28 protein-coding genes are annotated in these 19,314 nt (G+C 44.3%); 22 read left to right on the top strand and 6 right to left on the bottom strand.

Translation table 11 applies throughout. The annotated features are described in order from the left end of the window. Nucleotides 1-19 precede the first annotated feature (19 nt). The 3 genes from rpoS to QTP81_RS13750 all read left to right on the top strand — a co-directional run bounded on the left by rpoS (nucleotide 20) and on the right by QTP81_RS13750 (nucleotide 2,078). On the top strand, nucleotides 20-1,036 hold the full coding sequence (rpoS, locus tag QTP81_RS13760) for an RNA polymerase sigma factor RpoS (protein WP_289366306.1): 1,017 nt from the start codon (nucleotides 20-22) through the stop codon (nucleotides 1,034-1,036). After that, entirely contained in the window at nucleotides 1,033-1,572 is a 540-nt protein-coding gene (locus QTP81_RS13755) for a hypothetical protein (RefSeq protein WP_289366305.1), read from the top strand. The genes rpoS and QTP81_RS13755 overlap by 4 nt, the downstream gene beginning before the upstream one ends. Before the next feature lie 77 nt (nucleotides 1,573-1,649). Next, the gene (locus QTP81_RS13750; RefSeq protein ID WP_289366304.1) at nucleotides 1,650-2,078 is read left to right on the top strand and encodes a hypothetical protein; all 429 of its coding nucleotides are present in this window, start codon (nucleotides 1,650-1,652) and stop codon (nucleotides 2,076-2,078) included. Here the strand turns inward: QTP81_RS13750 and QTP81_RS13745 are convergent. From QTP81_RS13745 to rplU, 5 genes are all read right to left on the bottom strand, one after another. Next, nucleotides 2,075-3,994 carry a glycoside hydrolase family 13 protein gene (locus tag QTP81_RS13745; protein ID WP_289366303.1) on the bottom strand — a complete coding sequence of 640 codons (1,920 nt, stop codon included), beginning with the start codon at nucleotides 3,992-3,994 and terminating at the stop codon, nucleotides 2,075-2,077. The genes QTP81_RS13750 and QTP81_RS13745 overlap by 4 nt on opposite strands. 101 nt (nucleotides 3,995-4,095) lie before the next feature. Then, nucleotides 4,096-4,578, bottom strand: a complete 483-nt coding sequence (folA, locus tag QTP81_RS13740) for a type 3 dihydrofolate reductase (RefSeq protein ID WP_289366302.1) — start codon at nucleotides 4,576-4,578, stop codon at nucleotides 4,096-4,098. Between the two features lie 120 nt (nucleotides 4,579-4,698). Further along, nucleotides 4,699-5,853 carry an Obg family GTPase CgtA gene (gene cgtA / locus QTP81_RS13735; RefSeq protein ID WP_289366301.1) on the bottom strand — a complete coding sequence of 385 codons (1,155 nt, stop codon included), beginning with the start codon at nucleotides 5,851-5,853 and terminating at the stop codon, nucleotides 4,699-4,701. A gap of 189 nt (nucleotides 5,854-6,042) precedes the next feature. Continuing rightward, nucleotides 6,043-6,300 (bottom strand): 50S ribosomal protein L27, encoded by a 258-nt coding sequence (rpmA, locus tag QTP81_RS13730; protein ID WP_100643728.1) that lies wholly within the window; start codon nucleotides 6,298-6,300, stop codon nucleotides 6,043-6,045. A 15-nt stretch (nucleotides 6,301-6,315) separates the two neighbouring features. After that, nucleotides 6,316-6,627 (bottom strand): 50S ribosomal protein L21, encoded by a 312-nt coding sequence (gene rplU, locus QTP81_RS13725; RefSeq protein ID WP_289366300.1) that lies wholly within the window; start codon nucleotides 6,625-6,627, stop codon nucleotides 6,316-6,318. Between the two features lie 329 nt (nucleotides 6,628-6,956). On the opposite strand from rplU, the gene ispB reads away from it, so the two are divergent. Together ispB and QTP81_RS13715 are read left to right on the top strand one after the other, a co-directional pair. Next, entirely contained in the window at nucleotides 6,957-7,928 is a 972-nt protein-coding gene (gene ispB, locus QTP81_RS13720) for an octaprenyl diphosphate synthase (RefSeq protein ID WP_289366299.1), read from the top strand. 97 nt (nucleotides 7,929-8,025) lie between these two features. Next, nucleotides 8,026-8,502, top strand: a complete 477-nt coding sequence (locus QTP81_RS13715) for an acyloxyacyl hydrolase (RefSeq protein WP_289366298.1) — start codon at nucleotides 8,026-8,028, stop codon at nucleotides 8,500-8,502. 12 nt (nucleotides 8,503-8,514) lie between these two features. Here the strand turns inward: QTP81_RS13715 and QTP81_RS13710 are convergent, their stop codons facing one another. After that, nucleotides 8,515-9,477 carry an integron integrase gene (locus QTP81_RS13710; protein ID WP_289366297.1) on the bottom strand — a complete coding sequence of 321 codons (963 nt, stop codon included), beginning with the start codon at nucleotides 9,475-9,477 and terminating at the stop codon, nucleotides 8,515-8,517. 287 nt (nucleotides 9,478-9,764) lie between these two features. Between QTP81_RS13710 and QTP81_RS13705 the strand changes: the two genes are divergently transcribed. The 17 genes from QTP81_RS13705 to QTP81_RS13625 all read left to right on the top strand — a co-directional run. Next, nucleotides 9,765-10,004: a hypothetical protein gene (locus QTP81_RS13705; protein WP_289366296.1), complete on the top strand. Its 240-nt coding sequence runs from the start codon at nucleotides 9,765-9,767 to the stop codon at nucleotides 10,002-10,004. A gap of 118 nt (nucleotides 10,005-10,122) precedes the next feature. After that, entirely contained in the window at nucleotides 10,123-10,599 is a 477-nt protein-coding gene (locus QTP81_RS13700; RefSeq protein WP_289366294.1) for a hypothetical protein, read from the top strand. Nucleotides 10,600-11,266: 667 nt separating this feature from the next. Then, on the top strand, nucleotides 11,267-11,698 hold the full coding sequence (locus QTP81_RS13695) for a hypothetical protein (RefSeq protein WP_289366293.1): 432 nt from the start codon (nucleotides 11,267-11,269) through the stop codon (nucleotides 11,696-11,698). Between the two features lie 116 nt (nucleotides 11,699-11,814). Next, nucleotides 11,815-12,195, top strand: coding sequence for a hypothetical protein (locus QTP81_RS13690; RefSeq protein WP_289366292.1), 381 nt, complete (start codon nucleotides 11,815-11,817; stop codon nucleotides 12,193-12,195). A 68-nt stretch (nucleotides 12,196-12,263) separates the two neighbouring features. Beyond that, complete coding sequence (locus QTP81_RS13685) at nucleotides 12,264-12,563, top strand: hypothetical protein (RefSeq protein ID WP_289366291.1); 300 nt, start codon at nucleotides 12,264-12,266, stop codon at nucleotides 12,561-12,563. 168 nt (nucleotides 12,564-12,731) lie between these two features. After that, nucleotides 12,732-13,106 (top strand): DUF7668 domain-containing protein, encoded by a 375-nt coding sequence (locus tag QTP81_RS13680; protein ID WP_289366289.1) that lies wholly within the window; start codon nucleotides 12,732-12,734, stop codon nucleotides 13,104-13,106. Between the two features lie 126 nt (nucleotides 13,107-13,232). Beyond that, on the top strand, nucleotides 13,233-13,517 hold the full coding sequence (locus QTP81_RS13675; RefSeq protein WP_289365654.1) for a DUF7684 family protein: 285 nt from the start codon (nucleotides 13,233-13,235) through the stop codon (nucleotides 13,515-13,517). A 111-nt stretch (nucleotides 13,518-13,628) separates the two neighbouring features. After that, nucleotides 13,629-14,048 carry a hypothetical protein gene (locus QTP81_RS13670; RefSeq protein WP_289366287.1) on the top strand — a complete coding sequence of 140 codons (420 nt, stop codon included), beginning with the start codon at nucleotides 13,629-13,631 and terminating at the stop codon, nucleotides 14,046-14,048. A gap of 612 nt (nucleotides 14,049-14,660) precedes the next feature. Continuing rightward, complete coding sequence (locus QTP81_RS13665; RefSeq protein ID WP_289366286.1) at nucleotides 14,661-14,984, top strand: hypothetical protein; 324 nt, start codon at nucleotides 14,661-14,663, stop codon at nucleotides 14,982-14,984. Nucleotides 14,985-15,114: 130 nt separating this feature from the next. Further along, complete coding sequence (locus QTP81_RS13660; protein WP_289366285.1) at nucleotides 15,115-15,522, top strand: DUF6010 family protein; 408 nt, start codon at nucleotides 15,115-15,117, stop codon at nucleotides 15,520-15,522. Between the two features lie 107 nt (nucleotides 15,523-15,629). Beyond that, entirely contained in the window at nucleotides 15,630-16,100 is a 471-nt protein-coding gene (locus QTP81_RS13655) for a hypothetical protein (protein WP_289366284.1), read from the top strand. A gap of 24 nt (nucleotides 16,101-16,124) precedes the next feature. After that, the gene (locus tag QTP81_RS13650) at nucleotides 16,125-16,463 is read left to right on the top strand and encodes a hypothetical protein (RefSeq protein WP_289366281.1); all 339 of its coding nucleotides are present in this window, start codon (nucleotides 16,125-16,127) and stop codon (nucleotides 16,461-16,463) included. 125 nt (nucleotides 16,464-16,588) lie between these two features. Then, nucleotides 16,589-17,083, top strand: coding sequence for a metal-dependent hydrolase (locus QTP81_RS13645; RefSeq protein WP_289366280.1), 495 nt, complete (start codon nucleotides 16,589-16,591; stop codon nucleotides 17,081-17,083). 583 nt (nucleotides 17,084-17,666) lie between these two features. Beyond that, nucleotides 17,667-18,059, top strand: a complete 393-nt coding sequence (locus QTP81_RS13640; protein WP_289366279.1) for a hypothetical protein — start codon at nucleotides 17,667-17,669, stop codon at nucleotides 18,057-18,059. A 1-nt stretch (nucleotide 18,060) separates the two neighbouring features. Next, nucleotides 18,061-18,435: a hypothetical protein gene (locus QTP81_RS13635; protein ID WP_289366278.1), complete on the top strand. Its 375-nt coding sequence runs from the start codon at nucleotides 18,061-18,063 to the stop codon at nucleotides 18,433-18,435. Nucleotides 18,436-18,537: 102 nt separating this feature from the next. Then, nucleotides 18,538-18,930, top strand: a complete 393-nt coding sequence (locus QTP81_RS13630; RefSeq protein WP_289366277.1) for a hypothetical protein — start codon at nucleotides 18,538-18,540, stop codon at nucleotides 18,928-18,930. A gap of 161 nt (nucleotides 18,931-19,091) precedes the next feature. Next, nucleotides 19,092-19,314: transposase (locus tag QTP81_RS13625; RefSeq protein WP_289366276.1), on the top strand; the 223-nt coding region annotated here is incomplete at its 3' end.

Raw genomic sequence — 19,314 nt, 5'->3', positions numbered from 1 at the left:
AACAATTAGGAGTGCAGTTGTGGGACAAACTAATAACGCTGTAATCGAACCTGAAAGCGCCACTGATACCGTCAATAATGACGCTGTCGATTCAGACGTAGCAGTAGCAGAACCGAACGACGCTGACATCCAAGCGGCTGACGCCGAGAAAAGCAGCGACGACAATTCTCTTAACACCGAAGAATTCACTAAAACGCTAGACGCCACTCAGTTATATCTGGGTGAAATAGGGTTTTCACCATTACTTTCCGCAGAAGAAGAAGTCTACTTCGCGCGCAAAGCGTTAAAAGGTGATGAAGCCTCACGTAAGCGTATGATCGTGAGCAACCTGCGTCTAGTAGTTAAAATCGCGCGACGCTACAACAACCGCGGATTAGCCCTACTCGATTTGATTGAAGAAGGTAACCTCGGTCTTATTCGCGCGGTTGAAAAGTTCGACCCAGAGCGCGGTTTCCGCTTCTCAACCTATGCGACATGGTGGATAAGACAAACCATTGAGCGCGCCATCATGAACCAAACGCGTACTATTCGCTTGCCGATTCACGTGGTAAAAGAGCTCAATGTATTTTTGCGCACAGCGCGTGAACTATCACAAAAACTCGACCACGAGCCAACCGCAGAAGAAATTGCTACAGCACTTGATCGCCCGATCGAAGAAGTGAGTAAAATGCTACGGTTGAACGAGCGGATCACGTCAGTTGATACCCCAATAGGTGGCGATGGCGACAAAGCCTTACTCGACATCATTGCCGATGACACTGAGTACAGCCCTGAAGAAAACCTGCAAGACAGTGATATCAAACAAAGCATTGTGCGCTGGTTAGGCGAATTAAATCCTAAACAACGGGAAGTTTTAGCGCGTCGCTTCGGTCTATTGGGGTATGAGCCATCAACGCTAGAAGATGTCGGCGCTGAAATTGGTCTAACGCGTGAGCGGGTTAGACAAATTCAAGTCGAAGCATTGCGCCGGTTGCGCGACATGCTTGGCCACCAAGGGCTGAATCTGGAAGCGTTATTCAACCAAACTACTGCGTGAAATCGACATTACGTTTAATACTATCAGGCATTGTTGCCTTTGTTTTTTACTTCGCATGGGCCTACTGGGCAAACAGTGGGCCCAATATTGACCCCTCAATGACATTGCAAAGTGCCTTGGTACAAGGCGCTTACAGTGGGCTGGTCACCTTGTTTTTTACCCTTATGCTGGAATACAGCAATAAACGCATTGCCAATAAGTGCTTGGCACTTACCTTTATGGTGCCGGTGCTCTGCGCGGTGCACAGCCCAACACGCCAAGCCAGTGCGATGCGCCAAGCGATGAATCACGCGCTGGATTATTCGGCGCAAAAAGCAGCCGGCTCGTGTTTACCCGGTGTGATGTTTGCGCCAATACTCCCGATTACCGTTCAATCGCTTTTCGTAATTGGAGTTAACGTACTCAATCACACGCCGAACTTATGGCTAACCGTGGCGCCGTCGATCCTGTTCAGTGCAATATACGCTTACACCTACAGTATTACCCTATGGAAGAACCGTAAAGTAGCCGTTCCCGCTGAGACTTTGATCGAATAAAGCGGCGAAAAACTGGCGATATGGCCATTAATGACTAAATTGTAAGTAAGGGAACAGAGCAGAAGGACACGCCAAACATGTCGACGTCTAAATTTATTGCTCACGGTGAGTACACACTGGATGTTGAGTCACACCTTCTTATTATTCATGCATACAATGGTTGGAATGTAGAGCGATCACTTGCCTTTAAAGTTAATTTTGAACAAATGATTTTGCGGCATTTTGACGGTCAACCGTTTGCGGCACTGGTATGTACCCACGACTGGTTACCGACGCCCGATAGTATTCCGGTATTACAATCAATGACCAGCTTTGCCTTACAACAAGGCATGTTCGCTCAAGCCTATTGCTTTTCAAGTAGCTTGGAAGCGGACGTCATTTTGAAGAAAGTCTCCCCACAGCCCGCCCCTAACTTTAAGCGTGAGTGCTTTTTTAATGAGCAAGAAGCCAGAGACTGGCTGGCAAGCCTTGAGGTTACGCGACCAAGACTCGCCACTGGGTCTTAAGGCATAATCACGATTGATGCGGTAAAGGGGCGCATACTGATCGGTTGTTGCGTTACAAACTCGCGTACCTCTGGTGCGTCAGACTGCCATAGACGTATTTTAGTATCGGCCATAAATCCCAAAGGTAATGGCATTGGCTGGACGCTAAACGCCATATTAAACGCTACATACACTCGCTCACCCGCTTCATTGGTGCGCGCATAGGCTAGGATTTGTTTGTCGTCATCAACATGATAATAGTCTGTAGCACCATCAACTAACACCGGATTTTGTGCACGAAGCTGAGTTAACGATTGATAAAACGCATGAAGCTCAGCATCAAATTCAACCTTGTCCGGTGCGCGCTCCTTGCCATGTGGGTGACCTGATTCGTCATCAAAGTCGATGCCCGGCCAAATCAGCGGTTTGCGATTATGCGGATCGTCACTGCCCCACATGCCCATTTCATCACCCGCATAAATCTGTGGAGCGCCGGGCTGGGTAAACTGAAAGGCCAAGAAGGCTTTTACTCGTTGGTAAGTCAGTTCATCTGGCTTGCCAATTTTATAATCATTATCGGGCAACGCCTTAGCATTGAACTTGTATCGATTGTCATTGTAGAACGAGGTTAACAAACGCGGCGTGTCATGGCTGGCTGACATATTCATCATGGCAAGACCAAACGCCTCTGGATAGCCTTGTTGGAGTTCATTTAGACGGTCAACTAACTCTGTCGCGCTGAGTTTATCTTCTGGCTGCGCAAAAAAACTCCGCGCTGCGCGATACCAACGGTAATTCATTACTGCATCATAGATATCCCCCTGCAATACGGACGCCGGATCCATCAATGTATTGGGCCACTGCTCCCACCAAATTTCGCCAATAAGATAGGCGTCAGGATTAATTGAGCGCACAAACTCACGGTATTCACGCCAAAACCCCAAAGGGACTTCGGCTGCTACATCTAACCGGTACCCGTCGAGGCCATCTGACGGATCGCCATCACCATTGGGATCAAGCCAGCGTTTCGTTACGGCAAAGATATGCTGCTTAGCGGCTTCGGAATACAGTTGCCCCTCAAAGACTTCGATACCATCGTAGTGGTCAACGCGCACCGTCTCTTTAATCTCTGGCATTTGCGCTACGCCGAACCAGCCGTGGAAAGAAAACTCGTTTTCAGGGGTGGCAGGATCATCAAATTGGTCGACCCAATACCAATCGGCATATTGTGAGTCTTGCTGGTTTTCCAGTACATCTTGCCACGCCCAGAAGGTATTGCCGGTATGATTCCAGGAATAATCGAGGATCACGCGAATACCGCGCTGCTTCGCTTGAGCAATAAGCTCTACAAACATTTGGTCAGCTGAGGTCATTACCCAAGTAGAGGGATCGGCTGGATCCTCTTGTGCAATTAACGCTTTGTCACCTTCGGGGTCGGGACCAAAGTTCACATCGATATGACGCCAGTGACGCGCATCAAATTTGTGCAGCGATGGCGAGTCATTGAGTGGATTAAAATAAATCGCATTGACACCCAACGCTTTAATATAGTCGAGCTTTTCAATCACACCTTGTAAATCACCGCCGTAACGACGCAGACTAGTCATCGTCTCAAAGTTCTCGATGGGATAACCGCCAGTATCAATTTTGCCTTTTACATCTGCAAAGTAGGGATCCGGTGCGTACCAGTTTTGCGTCCATGGCGTGATTTGCCATGAATCGGGTACAAAGCCCGGATAACCACCTTGTAAGTCGGCTATGGTTGGGTCGTTTGACGTATCGCCATTGTTGAAACGTTCAACAAAGATTTGATACCAAATAGCACTTTTCGCCCACTCAGGCGGTTGATCAATGGGATTTGGCTCGGGCGCTTTTGAGCAGGCACTCAGTAATAGTGCAGCGGCAACGCTTAGACTAACGGGTTTGATACGCGACATTTGAACCCCCAACAGGAGTCGTTAACAAGTTGTTAACCATCCTACCGAGGGAATTCACTCGCGCAACAAGATTCGCATAGCATACGTATGCAGGCGCGTTTTTACACGCGCTCTAAGGTCACAAAACGCAAATCGTACTGATTGCGCTCATCGGCGGGACGCTCCTCACTGGCAACTTCACGCCAATAAGCGTCCTTGGTGTAATTGGGGAAAAAGGTATCACCAGAGACATCAGCATCGATAAAGGTTAAATACAGCCGTTTAGCGCGGGGCAAAAAGTCTTGATAAATACGCCCACCACCAATGATCATCACTTCATCAACACCTTGCTGCTCAACGTGTTCAATTGCCGCTTCGCAGCTATGTACGATGGTAGCATCAGGCAAGGTGTAATCGGCCTGACTGGTGATCACGATATTTTCACGGCCCGGTAATGCACGACCAATCGACTCGTAGGTTTTACGCCCCATGATCACAGGCTTGCCTAACGTTACCGCTTTAAAGTGCTTAAGATCGGCAGGTAGATGCCATGGCATAGCGTTGTTAGCGCCGATAACTCGCGCCGGAGTCATAGCAGCTATCATAGAAATTCGCATAACGACGGATTGCTGTTGTTTGCTGTAGATGGGGTCAGATAGTACCCGAGTCGGGAGAAATTTTCGATAGCGGATTGCATTCATCCGCTATCGAATTGAACGATGGTTTTACTCTTTGGTATATACCACATTAGGGTGATCATCTTCGTCATCCCAATCGTCATCATCGTCATCAAAATCCACCTGTTCCATGGTGTTTTTGTGGTAGGTATCCCATTTAAAGTCTGTTTCTTCTTCATCTACCTCATCTTCCGCGGGCAGTGTTTGTAAGAAGTCCATGACTTTGCGACACAGGGTTTGCGTTTCGAGTTTTTGGAATGCTGAGATCTGATGATATTCACCTTCCCACCCCAACTCAGCACTAATTTTCGCGGTTAGCTCTTCAGCTTCTTCGGGGAGTAGCAAATCGATTTTGTTAAACACTAACCAACGTGGCTTGGCGGCCAACTTAGGGCTGTATTTTTCTAGCTCGTTGATAATCGCACGGGCATTATCCACCGGGTCACTGCCATCAACAGGCATCAAATCAACCAAGTGCAGGAGCACCCGACAACGCTCTAAGTGGCGCAAGAACTGAATACCCAAGCCTGCGCCTTCTGCGGCACCTTCGATTAGCCCTGGGATATCGGCAATTACAAAACTCTCTTGCGAATCCATGCGCACTACGCCTAAGTTAGGCACTAGTGTTGTAAATGGATAATCAGCCACTTTTGGTTTAGCAGCTGACACCGCGCGAATAAAGGTCGATTTACCCGCATTCGGCATACCCAATAAACCCACATCAGCAAGCAACATCAACTCAAGTTTTAAGTTGCGAATTTCGCCCGGTGTACCATTGGTTTTTTGGCGCGGTGCACGGTTTGTACTGCTTTTAAAACGCGCATTTCCTAAACCGTGAAAGCCACCTTGTGCGACCTTCAGGCGCTGACCGTGTTTGGTTAAGTCACCTAACACTTCTGCCGTTTCGACATCAGTCGCTCGAGTACCAACGGGTACGCGCAACTCTAAGTCTGCACCACCACGACCAGTACAGTCACTGCCCTGCCCGTTTTGGCCACGCTCGGCACGATGGAAACGCTCAAAGCGATAATCAATCAGCGTATTTAAGTTCTCATCGGCAACCAGAAAAACGCTGCCGCCATCGCCGCCATCACCACCATCAGGGCCACCACGGGGAATATACTTTTCACGGCGAAAACCAATGGTGCCATTACCACCATCGCCCGCTTCTACGCGAATTTCCGCTTCATCTACAAACTTCATGATTATCTCTATTGTTACTTAACTTAGATTTGCAAAGCCTAGCTTTACCACGTGCCGCCAACTGCTACTAGCGTTACAGGGCCGGAGCTTTTAAGTGTAATTAACCACATCTTACTTTGCTATTTGGGTATGTAAATACCGCATAAAAAAACCCCGCCTGAAGCGGGGTTTTTCAATCAATCACAAATATTACTCAGCAACGATGCTTACGTATTTACGATTCTTTGGACCTTTCACTTCAAACTGAACTTTACCGTCAGCCAATGCGAATAGAGTGTGGTCTTTGCCGATACCCATGTTGTCACCAGCGTGGAAACGAGTACCACGTTGACGAACAATGATGTTACCTGCAAGTACAGATTCACCACCGAAACGCTTAACACCTAAGCGTTTACTTTCTGAATCACGACCGTTTTTGGTACTACCACCAGCCTTTTTGTGTGCCATGTGTTCGTGCTCCTATTATGCGCTAATGCCTGTGATCTTCACTTCAGTGAACCACTGACGATGACCCATTTGCTTACGTGAATGCTTACGGCGACGGAACTTGACGATTTTTACTTTTTCGCCACGACCGTGCGTAACAACTTCAGCTGTTACCTTAGCACCCGCTACTGAAGGTGTGCCGATTTTAACGTCATCACCATTGCTTACCATTAAGATGTCTTCGAACTCAACCGTTTCGCCTGGTGCTACTTCGATTTTTTCAAGACGAACGGTCTGACCTTCGGCCACACGGTGTTGTTTACCACCACTTTGGAAAACCGCGTACATAAATTACTCCGCTCTGCGCTCTATTGCGCTGATTACAAAAACAGGGCGCGGATTGTACGTGATCTGGGAATTACTGGCAAGACTTATTCTGATAAAAATGGCTATTTTTACAACACTTACTGCAAAAACGAGAATAAACGGCTTTTTTCCGCCCTTAGGACAAACAAAATAGTCATCTGACGGGCAGGAATTGAGCGACTTAGCTAACTTTACCTGTATAACAAAATTAACATTAAAAGTGTTTTTTGTCATCAAACACAACTGGATACCCACTCACATTTCTGTAAAATTGCTGCCACTTAATACAAGCGAGATTTGTTGTATCACGCATGGATAAAAACGCCATTCAACAACTGGCTAACGACGATATGTTAGCCGTTAATGCACTGATCCAGGAGCAAGTGTCTTCGGATGTTGCTCTGATCAACCAACTGGGGTTCTACATTGTCAACTCGGGCGGTAAACGCTTGCGCCCGTTATTGACCGTTATAAGTGCACGCGCGCTCGGCATACAAGGTCAAGAACACATTAGCCTAGCGGCGATCATTGAATTTATTCATACCGCAACCCTACTGCATGATGATGTTGTAGATGAGTCGACGATGCGCCGTGGACGTGAGACGGCCAATGAGCTATTTGGCAATCAAGCCAGCGTGTTAGTGGGTGATTTTTTGTATTCGCGTGCGTTCCAGATGATGGTGGGTCTACAAAGTATGCGCGTGATGGATATTCTTTCTGATGCCACTAACCGCATCGCGCAAGGCGAAGTGATGCAGTTAATGAACTGCAACGATCCAGATACCACTGAAGAACGCTATTTAGACGTGATTTATAGCAAGACGGCACGTTTGTTCGAAGCTGCCACACAACTCGCGGCAGTGCTTACTGAACAAGATGAAAGTGTTGAGCTAGCGATGCAAACCTATGGCCGCCATTTGGGTACCGCATTTCAATTGATTGACGACGTACTGGATTATGACGCAGACGCAGCTACAATGGGTAAGAATGTAGGTGATGATTTAGCCGAAGGCAAACCTACTCTGCCCTTGTTATATGCGATGTGGAATAGCGAAGCAGACGATGCGCAGCTCATCCGCTCAGCGATTGAAAACGGTGATGGCATGCAGCATTTCGATAAAATCTTAGGAGTAATTAACGCTACTGGCGCATTGAGCTATACCCGCCAATTAGCGGAAACTGAAGCTGACGCTGCAATTGCCGCGTTGGCACCAGTGCCTGAGAGCGATTACAAGCAAGCCTTGATTGCCCTAGCGCACACGGCTGTAGAGCGTGACGCATAGGGCTGCTAGAACTACATATTTAATTCTTCTGCTGCTAATCGCAGCGAATTTATCCTGCGCGAATGCTACAGCAGATCAATCATCTACCGATTGGTCTATGGGGCTAGCCTGGGGTGAGGCTGCCTCGCGCTGGGAGCTAGACCGGGGCATCAACAAACTTCATCCAGATAGCTGGCGATTTACGCTGGGTAAACCACAACTGTATCAGTGGCCGCTAACAGATGAGTGGCGTATTGAGTTAGATCTTGAAGCCAACCTATACCACTGGGATGACCCTTTTCGCGATCGCAGTATCAGTGTTATTAGTGCCGTTCCCCTGTTTAAAGCGATAACCAGCTCAGAAGATTTAGACTATTATCTTGGTTTGGGTATTGGGGTGGCTGCAATGGACAGCGATATATGGATGGATCGCCAATTAGGCAGCCATTTGCAATTTGAAGACCGCGTTGAGCTTGGACTGCGGTATTATCGCCACCAATTTAGCCTCGGCCTGAGTCATTTCTCAAACGCCGATATTGCCGACATTAATCACGGCGTTAACGTTTATCAGATCGGTTATAGCTACTTTTTCTAACACCGGCATGCGTTAACCCAAAGGACTCATCACCGCGTTGCCACCGCGCTGCAAAATATACGTATAAATTTGTGTTGTGCGCACATCCGAGTGACCAAGTTGATCTTGCACAGTACGAATATCAGCCCCAGCCAATAGTAAATGCGTTGCAAAGGTGTGCCTTAGGGTATGCGGTGTAACATTCTTCTCAATCTCTGCATCGTGCGCGGCAACGCGGATTGCGCGCTGAATTTGTTTTTCATCGATGTGATGACGCCGCAAGCGTTTACTTTCAGGATCAATGCTGCGCTTTGCCGCTGGAAACAAATACTGCCAATACAAGGTTTTGTTCGCTCCTGCATACTTTTTACGCAGCATACTAGGCATCCAAACGCCGCTGTATTGAGGGCAATGAAGGTCTTGCGCTAGCACTTGGCGCACCTTTTCAACCTGCAACTTAAGCGGTGCTAGCAAACTTTCTGATAAGGTTACCACTCGGTGCTTTCCGCCCTTGCCGTTCCATATCCGCAGGCATTTAAACTCAAAATCAATGTCACCTACACGCAAACGCACGCACTCCATTAAGCGCAAACCACTGCCATATAACAAGCTTGACGCCAAATGATGCTGACTTGGGACAAACGACAACAAGCGAGTCACTTCGGCCTTGGTTAGTACTACTGGTAGTTTTTTGTGGCGTTTACTTTTTACGAAACCCAAATCGTCAGCAAGCGGCTTTTCGAGTACTTTAGCATATAAGAAAGTTAGAGCATTCAGTGCCTGTGCCTGAGTATTTGCAGCGACATTTTGCTGAGTTACCAAGCTACTGAGAAAATGTTCAACCACCTCACTCGGTTTGTCGATTTGAGCTGGATGTTGATTGTTGGCAAAGCGAATAAACTTGGCCATCCAGGTAAGATAACTTTCGATAGTGCGCTTGGCATAACGCTTACGTTGCATTTGCTCTTGAACAAATTGCAGAAAGGGCGAAGGCATAAAATGAGTCCTAAAAAGCCCTCACAGTATGTGAATTAATTCTAAAACAGTACTGTACGGATAAGCAGTTTTTCCAATTACTGCAACGCAACAATTTTTATGCCCCAAAACAGGGTTTTTAATTCCCCCATTTTGAAATGTAAGTGTTACAGCCTTTGGTTTTTTGGTACCTTCAGACTTATGCTTTACACTACCCAAAACAACTTATACCCCAAACAGGCGGAAGATATCGCCCCACTTGGGAATCGAAGCAATTGTTATACGTCAAATTGAAATAGAGAAATCAATTGGGAAAAAATTCAGTCAAATATGTAACCATAGTTGGCGCTGGCGCTCTACTAGCGCATGCAGGACTTGGTATATACAATTCAAAAATCACACTGAAAGGTGGCACAACTCTTACGTTTGCTGATGATACTGTTTCTTTTATTTTATTGGTGTTGATTGAAATTGTAGTTTCAGCTTATGTATTTTGGGCATTCGTGATTAAAGAAGGTAAAGAGGAACAGCGAGCAGATGACGTATAACAAACCGATCAAGCTCACTCGCTACGCTCGCTGGGACAATTCCTCGCACGCGGATCCGAAATTCTCGCGTGCAAGCAATTGCCCCTTATCGGGGTGTTATGTTTCTTAGGGAGTTTTAGTGAAAGGAAGTTTAAATTTAGTAGAAGCAGCTCTTGCTATTATGGGAGCTTGGTTCATCTTCTCACCGCTGCCAGAATTTTTTGCAGGCGTTTTTACATACCTATTGACCGACTACACATCGCCGAACGACCCAATATGGATTGGTTCGGTTTTGTTCACTGCTTTAAAGGTAGCCCTAGGTATAAGCTTGATTGCATTTCGTTCAAGAATTGCTTCGCTAATCGGACAGTATCAAGATAACTCACTTCAAGTACAAAATGTTCTATCTGCCGCACTCTTAGTATTAGGATTATATTTTGTGCTGGATGGCACTGTATCGTTGGGACAGTATATCGCACTTGAGGGGCATAAAAATATTTCGAATACTTACCTATTCTGGCAAGGTATATTTTCGATAAGTATTGGCGGTCTTCTAAGTATTTCTTCCATTCTGATTAGCCGAATATGGTGGAGGTTTCAGCGTGGGGAAACATAACAAACCGATCAAGCTCACTCGCTTCGCTCGCTGGGACAATTCCTCGCACGCGGATCCGATATTCTCGCGTGCAAGCAATTGCCCCTTATCGGGGTGTTAAGTGACACCATGAGAATTAGAGTTTGTCTTTTCATAAGCATTACATCTATAACGTCATGCGCAATGAATGGTGATTATGTTTCATACCGAAATGGTTCAGACTCATTTAATTCTCAAAACAATACGTTTGAAAGGATGGTATGTTCTGACGAGAAACCTTCATTTTCGATGGAAATAAATTTAACGGAAGCACAAAAAACAACTCTCCTAAATTTAGCTAATCAAGATATTGTCGCTGGTAATGAAGGTAGTGGAGGGTTAGACAGTATTTGCGTTAGTAGCTTCACCCATGAAATTTCAATACACAGAAAAGACGATTCAATTTCAACAACTTGCTTGTCATTTCGGAATATTGGGAATTCTAAAGTCGAAGATTTTATATATTCACTTCCGGAGCTTCAGAACTTACCAATGTCACAATGCAGGTTTTATTAACAATGTCACCTAACAAACCGATCAAGCTCACTCGCTCCGCTCGCTGGGACAATTCCTCGCACGCGGATCCGATATTCTCGCGTGCAAGCAATTGCCCCTTATCGGGGTGTTAAGTGCCAGGAGGGAACCGTTAGTGCCAAGTAAACGTTTTGCTTTTGCCTCTTCCTTGTGGAGTTTCCTCCCAGGTATTGTAGTAATCCTGTTGTTTGCTTTCACAGATTTAGATTTATATCGCACAGAATCAGAAGCAACTGAGAGCTATCAATCGTTGCTGTTTTTTGCTCCTGTAATTTTAATCTTGTTCATTATCTATCATTCACTCATTGGCTTTATTCAAAACTCAGTTAAGCGGCCAACATTTTTAATAACTATTCTTTCATCGATAATAGCGGCCTTACCATTCCCACTATTGGTCGCATTTTCTAAACATAGCGCGACTCAAGATGAACGCTTAGTACTTGTCCTTACTGCGCTTATTATTTTCGGCTTGTTATGGCTTTCTTTATTTACAGGTTCCTGTTATCAATACTTTAAAATCAAAGGGCGTAATTTGCATGGCACCTAACAAACCGATCAAGCACACTCGCTCCGCTCGCTGGGACAATTCCTCGCACGCGGATCCGAAATTTTCGCGTGCAAGCAATTGCCCCTTATCGGGGTGTTAGGTTTCACGGAGGTAACATGAAGAAATTACTCTTATTGCTGACTGTTTTCTCGACGACGGTATTGGCAACTAGTTACACTTTTGTTCCAGAAGGATACTCATTGCAGTATTTTCCAACTCCTGAATTTAGTGAGTTATTGGAAGTCAGTGAAACTACAGGAACACTTGAAGCAACAGTTTCAATAGGCAAGAAAGGAAAAGTAACTGAGGTTTCTGATCTAAAAATCACGCCAGACAACCTGCCAACTCAACCGGTGTTAGAAGCGTTAAATAATGCAACATTTCTCGTGATTAACGGCGATACTTTGGAGAATGGAAAAATACTAATTTCCTTTCCAATCAACCAAAAAAATAGAGTTAAGTACGATTTCTCTGGAATAGACACACATGAAACCTAACAAACCGATCAAGCACACTCGCTCCGCTCGTTGGGACAATTCCTCGCATGCGGCTCCGCGATTTTCGCATGCAAGCAATTGCCCCTTATCGGGGTGTTATATGCCACAAGGAAGTTGAACCTATGACTTATTATTGGATTGGTGCTGGGCTACTATTTATCATTAACCTTTATGTCAGCGTTTTTTTATGTAGAAGGGATGACTTAGAACGAATACAAAAAGGTCTGCAAGTATTAATTGTCTGGTTAATCCCTTTGTTAGGTGCAGTAGGTCTCTGGTTATTCTACAAAAACGAAGATGACGATAAGAACAAGCCGGATAAACATTCATTTGGCGGCGGTTCCAATGACAGTATCGGTGCTCAGTAAGTGTTTTGCGCAAAGAATAGCAAGGTTGTTTTAACGGTGTCATATAACAAACCGATCAAGCTCACTCGCTACGCTCGCTGGGACAATTACTCGCATGCGGATCTGATATTCTCGCATGCAAGCAATTGCCCCTTATCGGGGTGTTATGTGACTTAAGGATGTTTAAACATGGACTTGCCATTAAGAGACCTAGGAAAAGAACACTCGATACCAAGTTTCTGGAAAGATGATATTTCCAGTATCGTCATTCAATTGACCAAAGGTAATTTTGAGTTACTGGGCACCTCTTCAAACGTTTCTCTTCAATCTAGCGATTTAGCTGACTTAAACAGACAAAATGTGGATGATTATGGTTGCTGTTTAATCCCGTTGAGTGAGGAATGTTGGGAGCGTTCATGTTACCAATGGCAAGGTGAATACTGGGACTTAATTGTTGATTTATGTACTTCGGAAGAGGGAGTGAGTGACCTGATTTTAAGCGGTCGTGTTTATCCATTAAACTCAGGCTTCAACTATGAAGTTGGATTAATTTATGTTCCGTAGTGTAGTCGGGCAGTCACATAACAAACCGATCAAGCTCACTCGCTCCGCTCGCTGGGACAATTACTCGCATGCGGCTACGAAATTCTCGCATGCAAGCAATTGCCCCTTATCGGGGTGTTATATGCCATGAAACATTCGAAGGTGGTTTTAGTTTCCAAGAATAAATACAGTTCGGAGACGGATGATTTAATTTTGAGTTTACTGGAACAAGGTTATGAACTCTTTTGCGTGGTCGGTGAAGACTGCGAAAAAATAGAGGATGTAATTGACGAATTAGCTATTGGTGATGGCTCAAGCCCAAAACGGGTTACTACGACAAGTCATCCAAATGAGTCACTGGATGAGGTTGTACAGTTTGCGACTATGATGAACTTAAATGAAAAATCAGGGGTAGAGGTAGTTGGCATATAACAAACCGATCAAGCTAACTCGCTTCGCTCGCTGGGACAATTCCTCGCTCGCGGATCCGATATTCTCGCGTGCAAGCAATTGCCCCTTATCGGGGTGTTAGTAGGCAAGCGGATGTCTAGGACGAAGAAAGTAACTTTAACTCTGTCATCGATTGTATTTGCGTTATCAGTTGCGGTTATCGTTTTATGGTTTAATGAGATTCAGTTGCCGCATCAGATGAATCTGCCTATGCATTTAGGTGTTCTAATCGTCAGTATCAGTACATGCATGGTTTTTTGGACTGATGCAAAGGCTTTATTGGGTGAAGATTCAACACTTAGATTTAAACTTCAGGCTTTTATTGGGTTAGGTTTAATACTAACTTCTATGATAGTGCCAACTATGGTTTTGATTGACTGGTTTTTCGAAAACAGTAAAGAAGGGTATGGATTAATCTACGGTTCATGGCTTAGCTTTAGTTTGTTTTCTTTAATTTATTTTGCTGTGAGTAGTTATGTTTACAAAATTTGCGGTAGAAAAGTTGCCTACTAACAAACCGATCAAGCTCACTCGCTCCGCTCGCTGGGACAATTCCTCGCATGCGGCTCCGCGATTCTCGCATGCAAGCAATTGCCCCTTATCGGGGGGTTAGGAGACAGGGGAATCATGCAACTAAAAAGGATTTTTGGATTCGCATTCATTCACATTATTGCAGCCGTTTTTGCGATAGTCGCCTACTTAGAAGTTGTTTCTTTTTTGGGAATTGATTCAAACGAATTCATAAAATACATTGGTCCTGACATCGTCGGACAGATGGTTTTGTTTGTTGTTTTGTGGCTATTCTCACGAGGTGTAAATTCAAAGCCTTATTTACATTCTTTTGCTGTTTACATTGTCAGCCTATGTGTAAGCTCTTTAATAATGTTCGCGGTAATGAAAGAGTTGTTTTACTCTTCATTTGATTTCTTAATGTTGCCAGTAACGGTTATATGTTTATTGCTAGCAACTTACATAGGTCAAAAAAACAAGGATGTGCATAGTAATGTCTCCTAACAATCGCATCAAAACTCGCTTCGCTCGCGCGGACATCTACCTGTGGGCTCGCGCTTCATGCGATTTTAGCCCACAGCTAGCTGCCCTTCATGCGGGGCGTTAGGTACCACCATGGACAATCCAGCTATCAAAGTTTTAGAACTGCACCTTAAACAGCTTAAAGATGTAAAAGCTTTTGACTCGCTTGAAGCAGAAGCTAAGCACATAGGTGAAATAAATCAGATAGAAAATGCTATTAAACAAATCAAACTGTGCGAAGAATTTGGTATTAATGGTGGCTCACTGATTAACAAGCTACCTGAAACAGGAAGTATCCATCAGTGTTTTAAAGTGGCTTATGACAACGAGTCATCAAAACCTGAAAATTGGGAAGAAGTAAAATTTGATGGTAAGTCAATTATCTTTGCTTCGGGAGATTGTATAGTCCGTGTGTAAGGCGATACCTAACAAACCGATCAAGCTCACTCATTCCGTTTGTTGGTAAAGTTTCTCGCATGCGGCTCCGCGATTCTCGCATGCAAACGACTGGCCCTTATAGGGTCGTTAAGTGGTAGAGGAAAATTTTATGCTGGCTGCCTTTATTGGAATTGTGCTCTCTTTGGTTCTCATAATCTCAGCCAAAGTCACTCAATTCGATAAAGATAAGAGCTTCTACCCTTTAATTCTTATCTGTATCGCTAGCTTTTACATCGTGTCCGCAGTCATGGTTGGCCATTCGGTTGTAAGAGAAATCGGTATTGCTTGTATTTTTGTCATTGTGGCTTTCTATGGGGCTTTTAAATCGTTGTTCGTTGTTGGTTTCGCTATTGCGCTGCACGGTGTCTACGATGTTTTGCATTTTCTTAAGTTTACGGAAACCGTTGCACCGACATGGTGGGCACCATTCTGCGCAACGGTAGACTTCATTGTTGGAGCTTGGGTAATGTACTTATCAAAAAAGCAGGCTTTATGGGTAACTCCGCATGCCACCTAACAAACCAATTAACACACCCACCCCGCTCGCTGGAGCAATTCCGCGCATACGGCTTCGCGATTTTCGCATGCAAGCAACGACCCATTATCGGAGCGCTATGTCTCCATATGAATAAACTACGATTCAGTGTTGTTTGTTTGGCTCTGATATTTCTTTCGTTATTTTCTCGCGAATTGACCATTACTGCTCCAACGGAGATGGCGTCATCCTATCAACGTCAATATCAAGACATCACCCAAAAAGGATATTTGACTGGCGAGGAAATGCAGTATTTGGAAGAACTAAGAGAGAGTTATCTTAATTCAGATGAGCGTTCCGATAACATGCAACAAGCGCTTAATTACAAGTTGTATTTGGGGTTTGCATTTGCATTGATTTCATTTTTTGGATTCAAAAACCTTGGAATAAATCATTTGCAAATTCTTCTTGTTACACTTGCTGTTGGTTTAACTAGCCTCTTTTCAACCAATGTTTTAGAAGCTTTTTATTACGCTTCAATGACATTAGCAGGAGTTATAATAAGCACGAAACATAACAATCATATGCAGCTCACGCCAAACAACGGCTCGGCTGACTAGAGCGTGATATTACATGGAAGAAAAATGAACACAGTTAATTTTTTATACAAAAGTCCCTTCACATGGGCATTACTATTGGCTTTGATTTTATTTTACGTTGCTGATGTCTTGGGGCCTACTCAAGATGAGTCTGCAAAGCGCCTGTTAGAATACGAAGAAATCATGCTAACTGCCGGGGAAAACCCCAAGATTCGTTCATACATTGAGGCGCAACACGAAACGCTAACTCACAAAATTGAAGTTATTAAAGTACTCACTGATTTTCAAAAATATTTAAGCGGCTTTTTTTCAATTGCATTTACATTTCTACTTTTTTCTTCTTATATAAGACAAAGAAGAGAACAGCGAAATGAACAGCAATGAAACATTACACACCGCTCAAGCTCATTCGCTCCGCCCATTGGGACAATGCCCCGCATGCGGCTTCGCGAATTTCGCATTCAAGTAATCGACCCTTATCGGGATGATAGGTTTCAACTAGGACGTTTATGCCTTTTACACCATTTCATATGGGGCCGGGGATCCTCATAAAGTCACTACTACAAGGTAGCTTCAGTCTTATGGTGTTTGGCTGGGCGCAAATCGTGATGGATATCCAGCCACTTATTGTATTGCTCTCCGGAGAAGGGCACTTGCATGGATTTTCGCATACGTACGTTGGCGCATCCTTATTAACAGTTTTCGCCGGGTTAAGTGGTAAATACCTTTCTGAATTAGGCCTTAAAGTACTTAAATTGGACTTTACCTCAGCTATTAACATTTCATGGATAGTGGCTTTTGTCAGTGCCTTTATTGGCTGTTTCAGCCATGTTGTGATTGATAGTGTAATGCATTCGGATATGCGGCCGTTTTACCCTTTCATCTCAAACAATGATTTACTAGGTATTATCTCAGTTTCCACTCTACATAAAATATGCTTGTATAGTGGTTTAGTCGGCGCAATTGTCTTTTACGGAGTCAGTTATGTTAAACAGAAAACCTAACACACTGAACAAGCTCACTCGCTCCGCTCACAGGGACAACTGCGCGTATGCGGATCCCAATTTCTCGCGCCCAAGCAATTACCCCCTATCGGGGTCTTATCAATTAGCATGAACGTTCATCTAAAAATTTGCCTTTTCGTATTTACGCTTTTGTTGTCAGCGGACAGTTTGGCGTGCTTTGTACCACCAGTTGGATTAAGTGATGAGCATAAAATACTCTTCGCTAGAGATGTGGCTGTGGGCATCATACTATTTCTAGTTGCTCTTTCTCTGCGGTTCTTCAGCGAACAGTCACGACTTTGGGTTACAACGTTAATTGGCTTTTCGTTAGCCTACATACCTCTTTTCATGTACGTTCTTTTTATGGAAGGCATAGCCGGCCCAGGTGGGGCTTGCGGAAGGCCTGAATTACTAGAAATGGGTAATGTCATTATTATTAGTTATTCAGGTCTAGCGCTCTTTGAATGTTACATTTGGTTTAGATGCCGGATGAAAAATCGGTTGTAACAAACTGAGCAAGCGTCAGCAGTCGGTTCGCTGGGTCATTCCCTTACATCTTAGAATTAAAAGGAATTGCAGGATTATGGAAATAAGCAAGCCGCGAAAACACTTTGCAATAAAGTTCGGATCACTAGGTATTGTTTTAACAATATTGGCTTTTGCAGTATCAGCCTTTGCAATCCCTGATGAAGTCTATAGAGAATTAATAGCCGCGTTTTTAATGATGCTAGGCGCTCCATTTTTACTCGCCAGTATCTCTGCTATTTTGACTTTGCGTCCAGATTTAAAGTCCTTAAAGGGTATGACTATTGGCCTCCTTGTAATTTCAATCCTGCTTATTCTCTACTCAACATTTTTAGTCCTAACACATACTGGTAGCGGTGCAAATATTGGCGGGTTAGCGCCTTTATTTTTTTCACCTATTTTTTACTGTGTTGGTGGTTATTTAGGCTTTAAGTCTGGAGGTCTGTTTTAGCATGGGGAAAGCCAACGCCTTTGGTATTGTCAGTATGATTGCATTAGCACCATCACTATTTTATTTTGCATCATTTATTAGTTTCGTGTTCGCGCTTGGAGCGTACGTTGTTTCTGTGTCAGCCAACGCTGAGGCTTTAGATCCAAAAATTATTGCTGGTGAGGTTTCGTCTACTCTCGTGCAACAAACCTTGAACTTAGTTGTGCTATTGCCCGGTTTAATTATTGCCACATTTACCGCACTTAAATTGAAAATTGGCCAGGGCTGGTTTACCAAGGTTTTAAACTTTTATTCCTGGCTTTTGATTTTAACCTTTCCTATTCTCATGCTCGCTGGTTTGTACCTAAAGTGGCTAAGGAATAAAACTGATGTATAACAAACTGAGTAAGCTTATCTGCTTGAACAAATATACGCATGCGGCACCGCCATTTACATATTTTGAGATGGCCCACCTATCGCGGCCTTAGGTTAACCACTAATGTCTGAGAATCGAATAACGTTGGGTTTTCCTGAAGTCGACTACAAAAATTTTAAATACGACCGTGAATCACTGAGTTTCACCGCGGTAGAGTTAGTCGATATTCAACACCGTTTGAAGTACGAAGTTGTAGAGGTGCGAATTTCTGGGATCCAAGCCATCAGTATTGAGTTGCGCCCGTTTCAAAAGGGTGAATATGGCCCTAGTTCCAATCCTGTGAGTATCGGCAAAACAATGGGCAAATCTGATTACTTCGAGGGAATTACAAGAGAAAACATTTTTTCAAGTCTCGAAGCCGAGTACTTTTGGATTTCAGCCGAATTAAACGCAAATAGTGTAGAGTTAGTGAGAACGGGTACGTATGAATACAAGGACCGACCAAAGGGCTCCTAATCAATAAAACTCATTTTCTCGTTGCGACAATAGAGGACTATATGGAATTTAGGAACTGGTTAGGAATAATCCTAGTCATCATTGGCAGTTTGTAACTACCCCCTAAAATGAAACAGCTTACTCGTAGAATTTCTTTTAAACTATTTGAAAGGAGTTTTGCGATGACTAAAAGAAAAACTGAAAGCCAGATTGTGGCGATTTTGAAAGAAGCAGAAGCTGGTTTGTCTGTTCAGGAGATCTGCCGTCAATACGGCATAGGCCAGTCGACATTTTATAAATGGCGAGAAAAGTACGGCGGTATGGAAGCATCAGACGTTAAGCGACTCAAAGAGCTAGAAGAAGAGAATCGTCGGCTGAAGCAAATGTATGCAGAGTTAAGCCTAA

Source organism: Neoalteromonas arenosi (genome assembly GCF_030362855.1).
Lineage (GTDB): Bacteria > Pseudomonadota > Gammaproteobacteria > Enterobacterales > Alteromonadaceae > Alteromonas_E > Alteromonas_E arenosi.
This window is presented reverse-complemented; position numbering and strand designations above follow the sequence as displayed.

What these genes read in the sequence shown, in the direction of transcription:
- QTP81_RS13645 (WP_289366280.1), top strand. Translation starts at nt 16,589, where the DNA reads ATGCCTTTTACACCATTTCATATGGGGCCGGGGATCCTCATAAAGTCA.
- QTP81_RS13715 (WP_289366298.1), top strand. Translation starts at nt 8,026, where the DNA reads ATGGGGCTAGCCTGGGGTGAGGCTGCCTCGCGCTGGGAGCTAGACCGG.
- QTP81_RS13670 (WP_289366287.1), top strand. Translation starts at nt 13,629, where the DNA reads ATGTCTAGGACGAAGAAAGTAACTTTAACTCTGTCATCGATTGTATTT.
- QTP81_RS13685 (WP_289366291.1), top strand. Translation starts at nt 12,264, where the DNA reads ATGCAAGCAATTGCCCCTTATCGGGGTGTTATATGCCACAAGGAAGTT.
- rplU (WP_289366300.1), bottom strand. Translation starts at nt 6,627, where the DNA reads ATGTACGCGGTTTTCCAAAGTGGTGGTAAACAACACCGTGTGGCCGAA.
- QTP81_RS13690 (WP_289366292.1), top strand. Translation starts at nt 11,815, where the DNA reads ATGAAGAAATTACTCTTATTGCTGACTGTTTTCTCGACGACGGTATTG.
- QTP81_RS13680 (WP_289366289.1), top strand. Translation starts at nt 12,732, where the DNA reads ATGGACTTGCCATTAAGAGACCTAGGAAAAGAACACTCGATACCAAGT.
- folA (WP_289366302.1), bottom strand. Translation starts at nt 4,578, where the DNA reads ATGATAGCTGCTATGACTCCGGCGCGAGTTATCGGCGCTAACAACGCT.
- rpmA (WP_100643728.1), bottom strand. Translation starts at nt 6,300, where the DNA reads ATGGCACACAAAAAGGCTGGTGGTAGTACCAAAAACGGTCGTGATTCA.
- QTP81_RS13665 (WP_289366286.1), top strand. Translation starts at nt 14,661, where the DNA reads ATGGACAATCCAGCTATCAAAGTTTTAGAACTGCACCTTAAACAGCTT.
- QTP81_RS13635 (WP_289366278.1), top strand. Translation starts at nt 18,061, where the DNA reads ATGGGGAAAGCCAACGCCTTTGGTATTGTCAGTATGATTGCATTAGCA.
- QTP81_RS13655 (WP_289366284.1), top strand. Translation starts at nt 15,630, where the DNA reads ATGAATAAACTACGATTCAGTGTTGTTTGTTTGGCTCTGATATTTCTT.
- QTP81_RS13710 (WP_289366297.1), bottom strand. Translation starts at nt 9,477, where the DNA reads ATGCCTTCGCCCTTTCTGCAATTTGTTCAAGAGCAAATGCAACGTAAG.
- QTP81_RS13660 (WP_289366285.1), top strand. Translation starts at nt 15,115, where the DNA reads ATGCTGGCTGCCTTTATTGGAATTGTGCTCTCTTTGGTTCTCATAATC.
- QTP81_RS13675 (WP_289365654.1), top strand. Translation starts at nt 13,233, where the DNA reads ATGAAACATTCGAAGGTGGTTTTAGTTTCCAAGAATAAATACAGTTCG.
- QTP81_RS13745 (WP_289366303.1), bottom strand. Translation starts at nt 3,994, where the DNA reads ATGTCGCGTATCAAACCCGTTAGTCTAAGCGTTGCCGCTGCACTATTA.
- QTP81_RS13650 (WP_289366281.1), top strand. Translation starts at nt 16,125, where the DNA reads ATGAACACAGTTAATTTTTTATACAAAAGTCCCTTCACATGGGCATTA.
- QTP81_RS13630 (WP_289366277.1), top strand. Translation starts at nt 18,538, where the DNA reads ATGTCTGAGAATCGAATAACGTTGGGTTTTCCTGAAGTCGACTACAAA.
- QTP81_RS13640 (WP_289366279.1), top strand. Translation starts at nt 17,667, where the DNA reads ATGGAAATAAGCAAGCCGCGAAAACACTTTGCAATAAAGTTCGGATCA.
- ispB (WP_289366299.1), top strand. Translation starts at nt 6,957, where the DNA reads ATGGATAAAAACGCCATTCAACAACTGGCTAACGACGATATGTTAGCC.
- QTP81_RS13750 (WP_289366304.1), top strand. Translation starts at nt 1,650, where the DNA reads ATGTCGACGTCTAAATTTATTGCTCACGGTGAGTACACACTGGATGTT.
- cgtA (WP_289366301.1), bottom strand. Translation starts at nt 5,853, where the DNA reads ATGAAGTTTGTAGATGAAGCGGAAATTCGCGTAGAAGCGGGCGATGGT.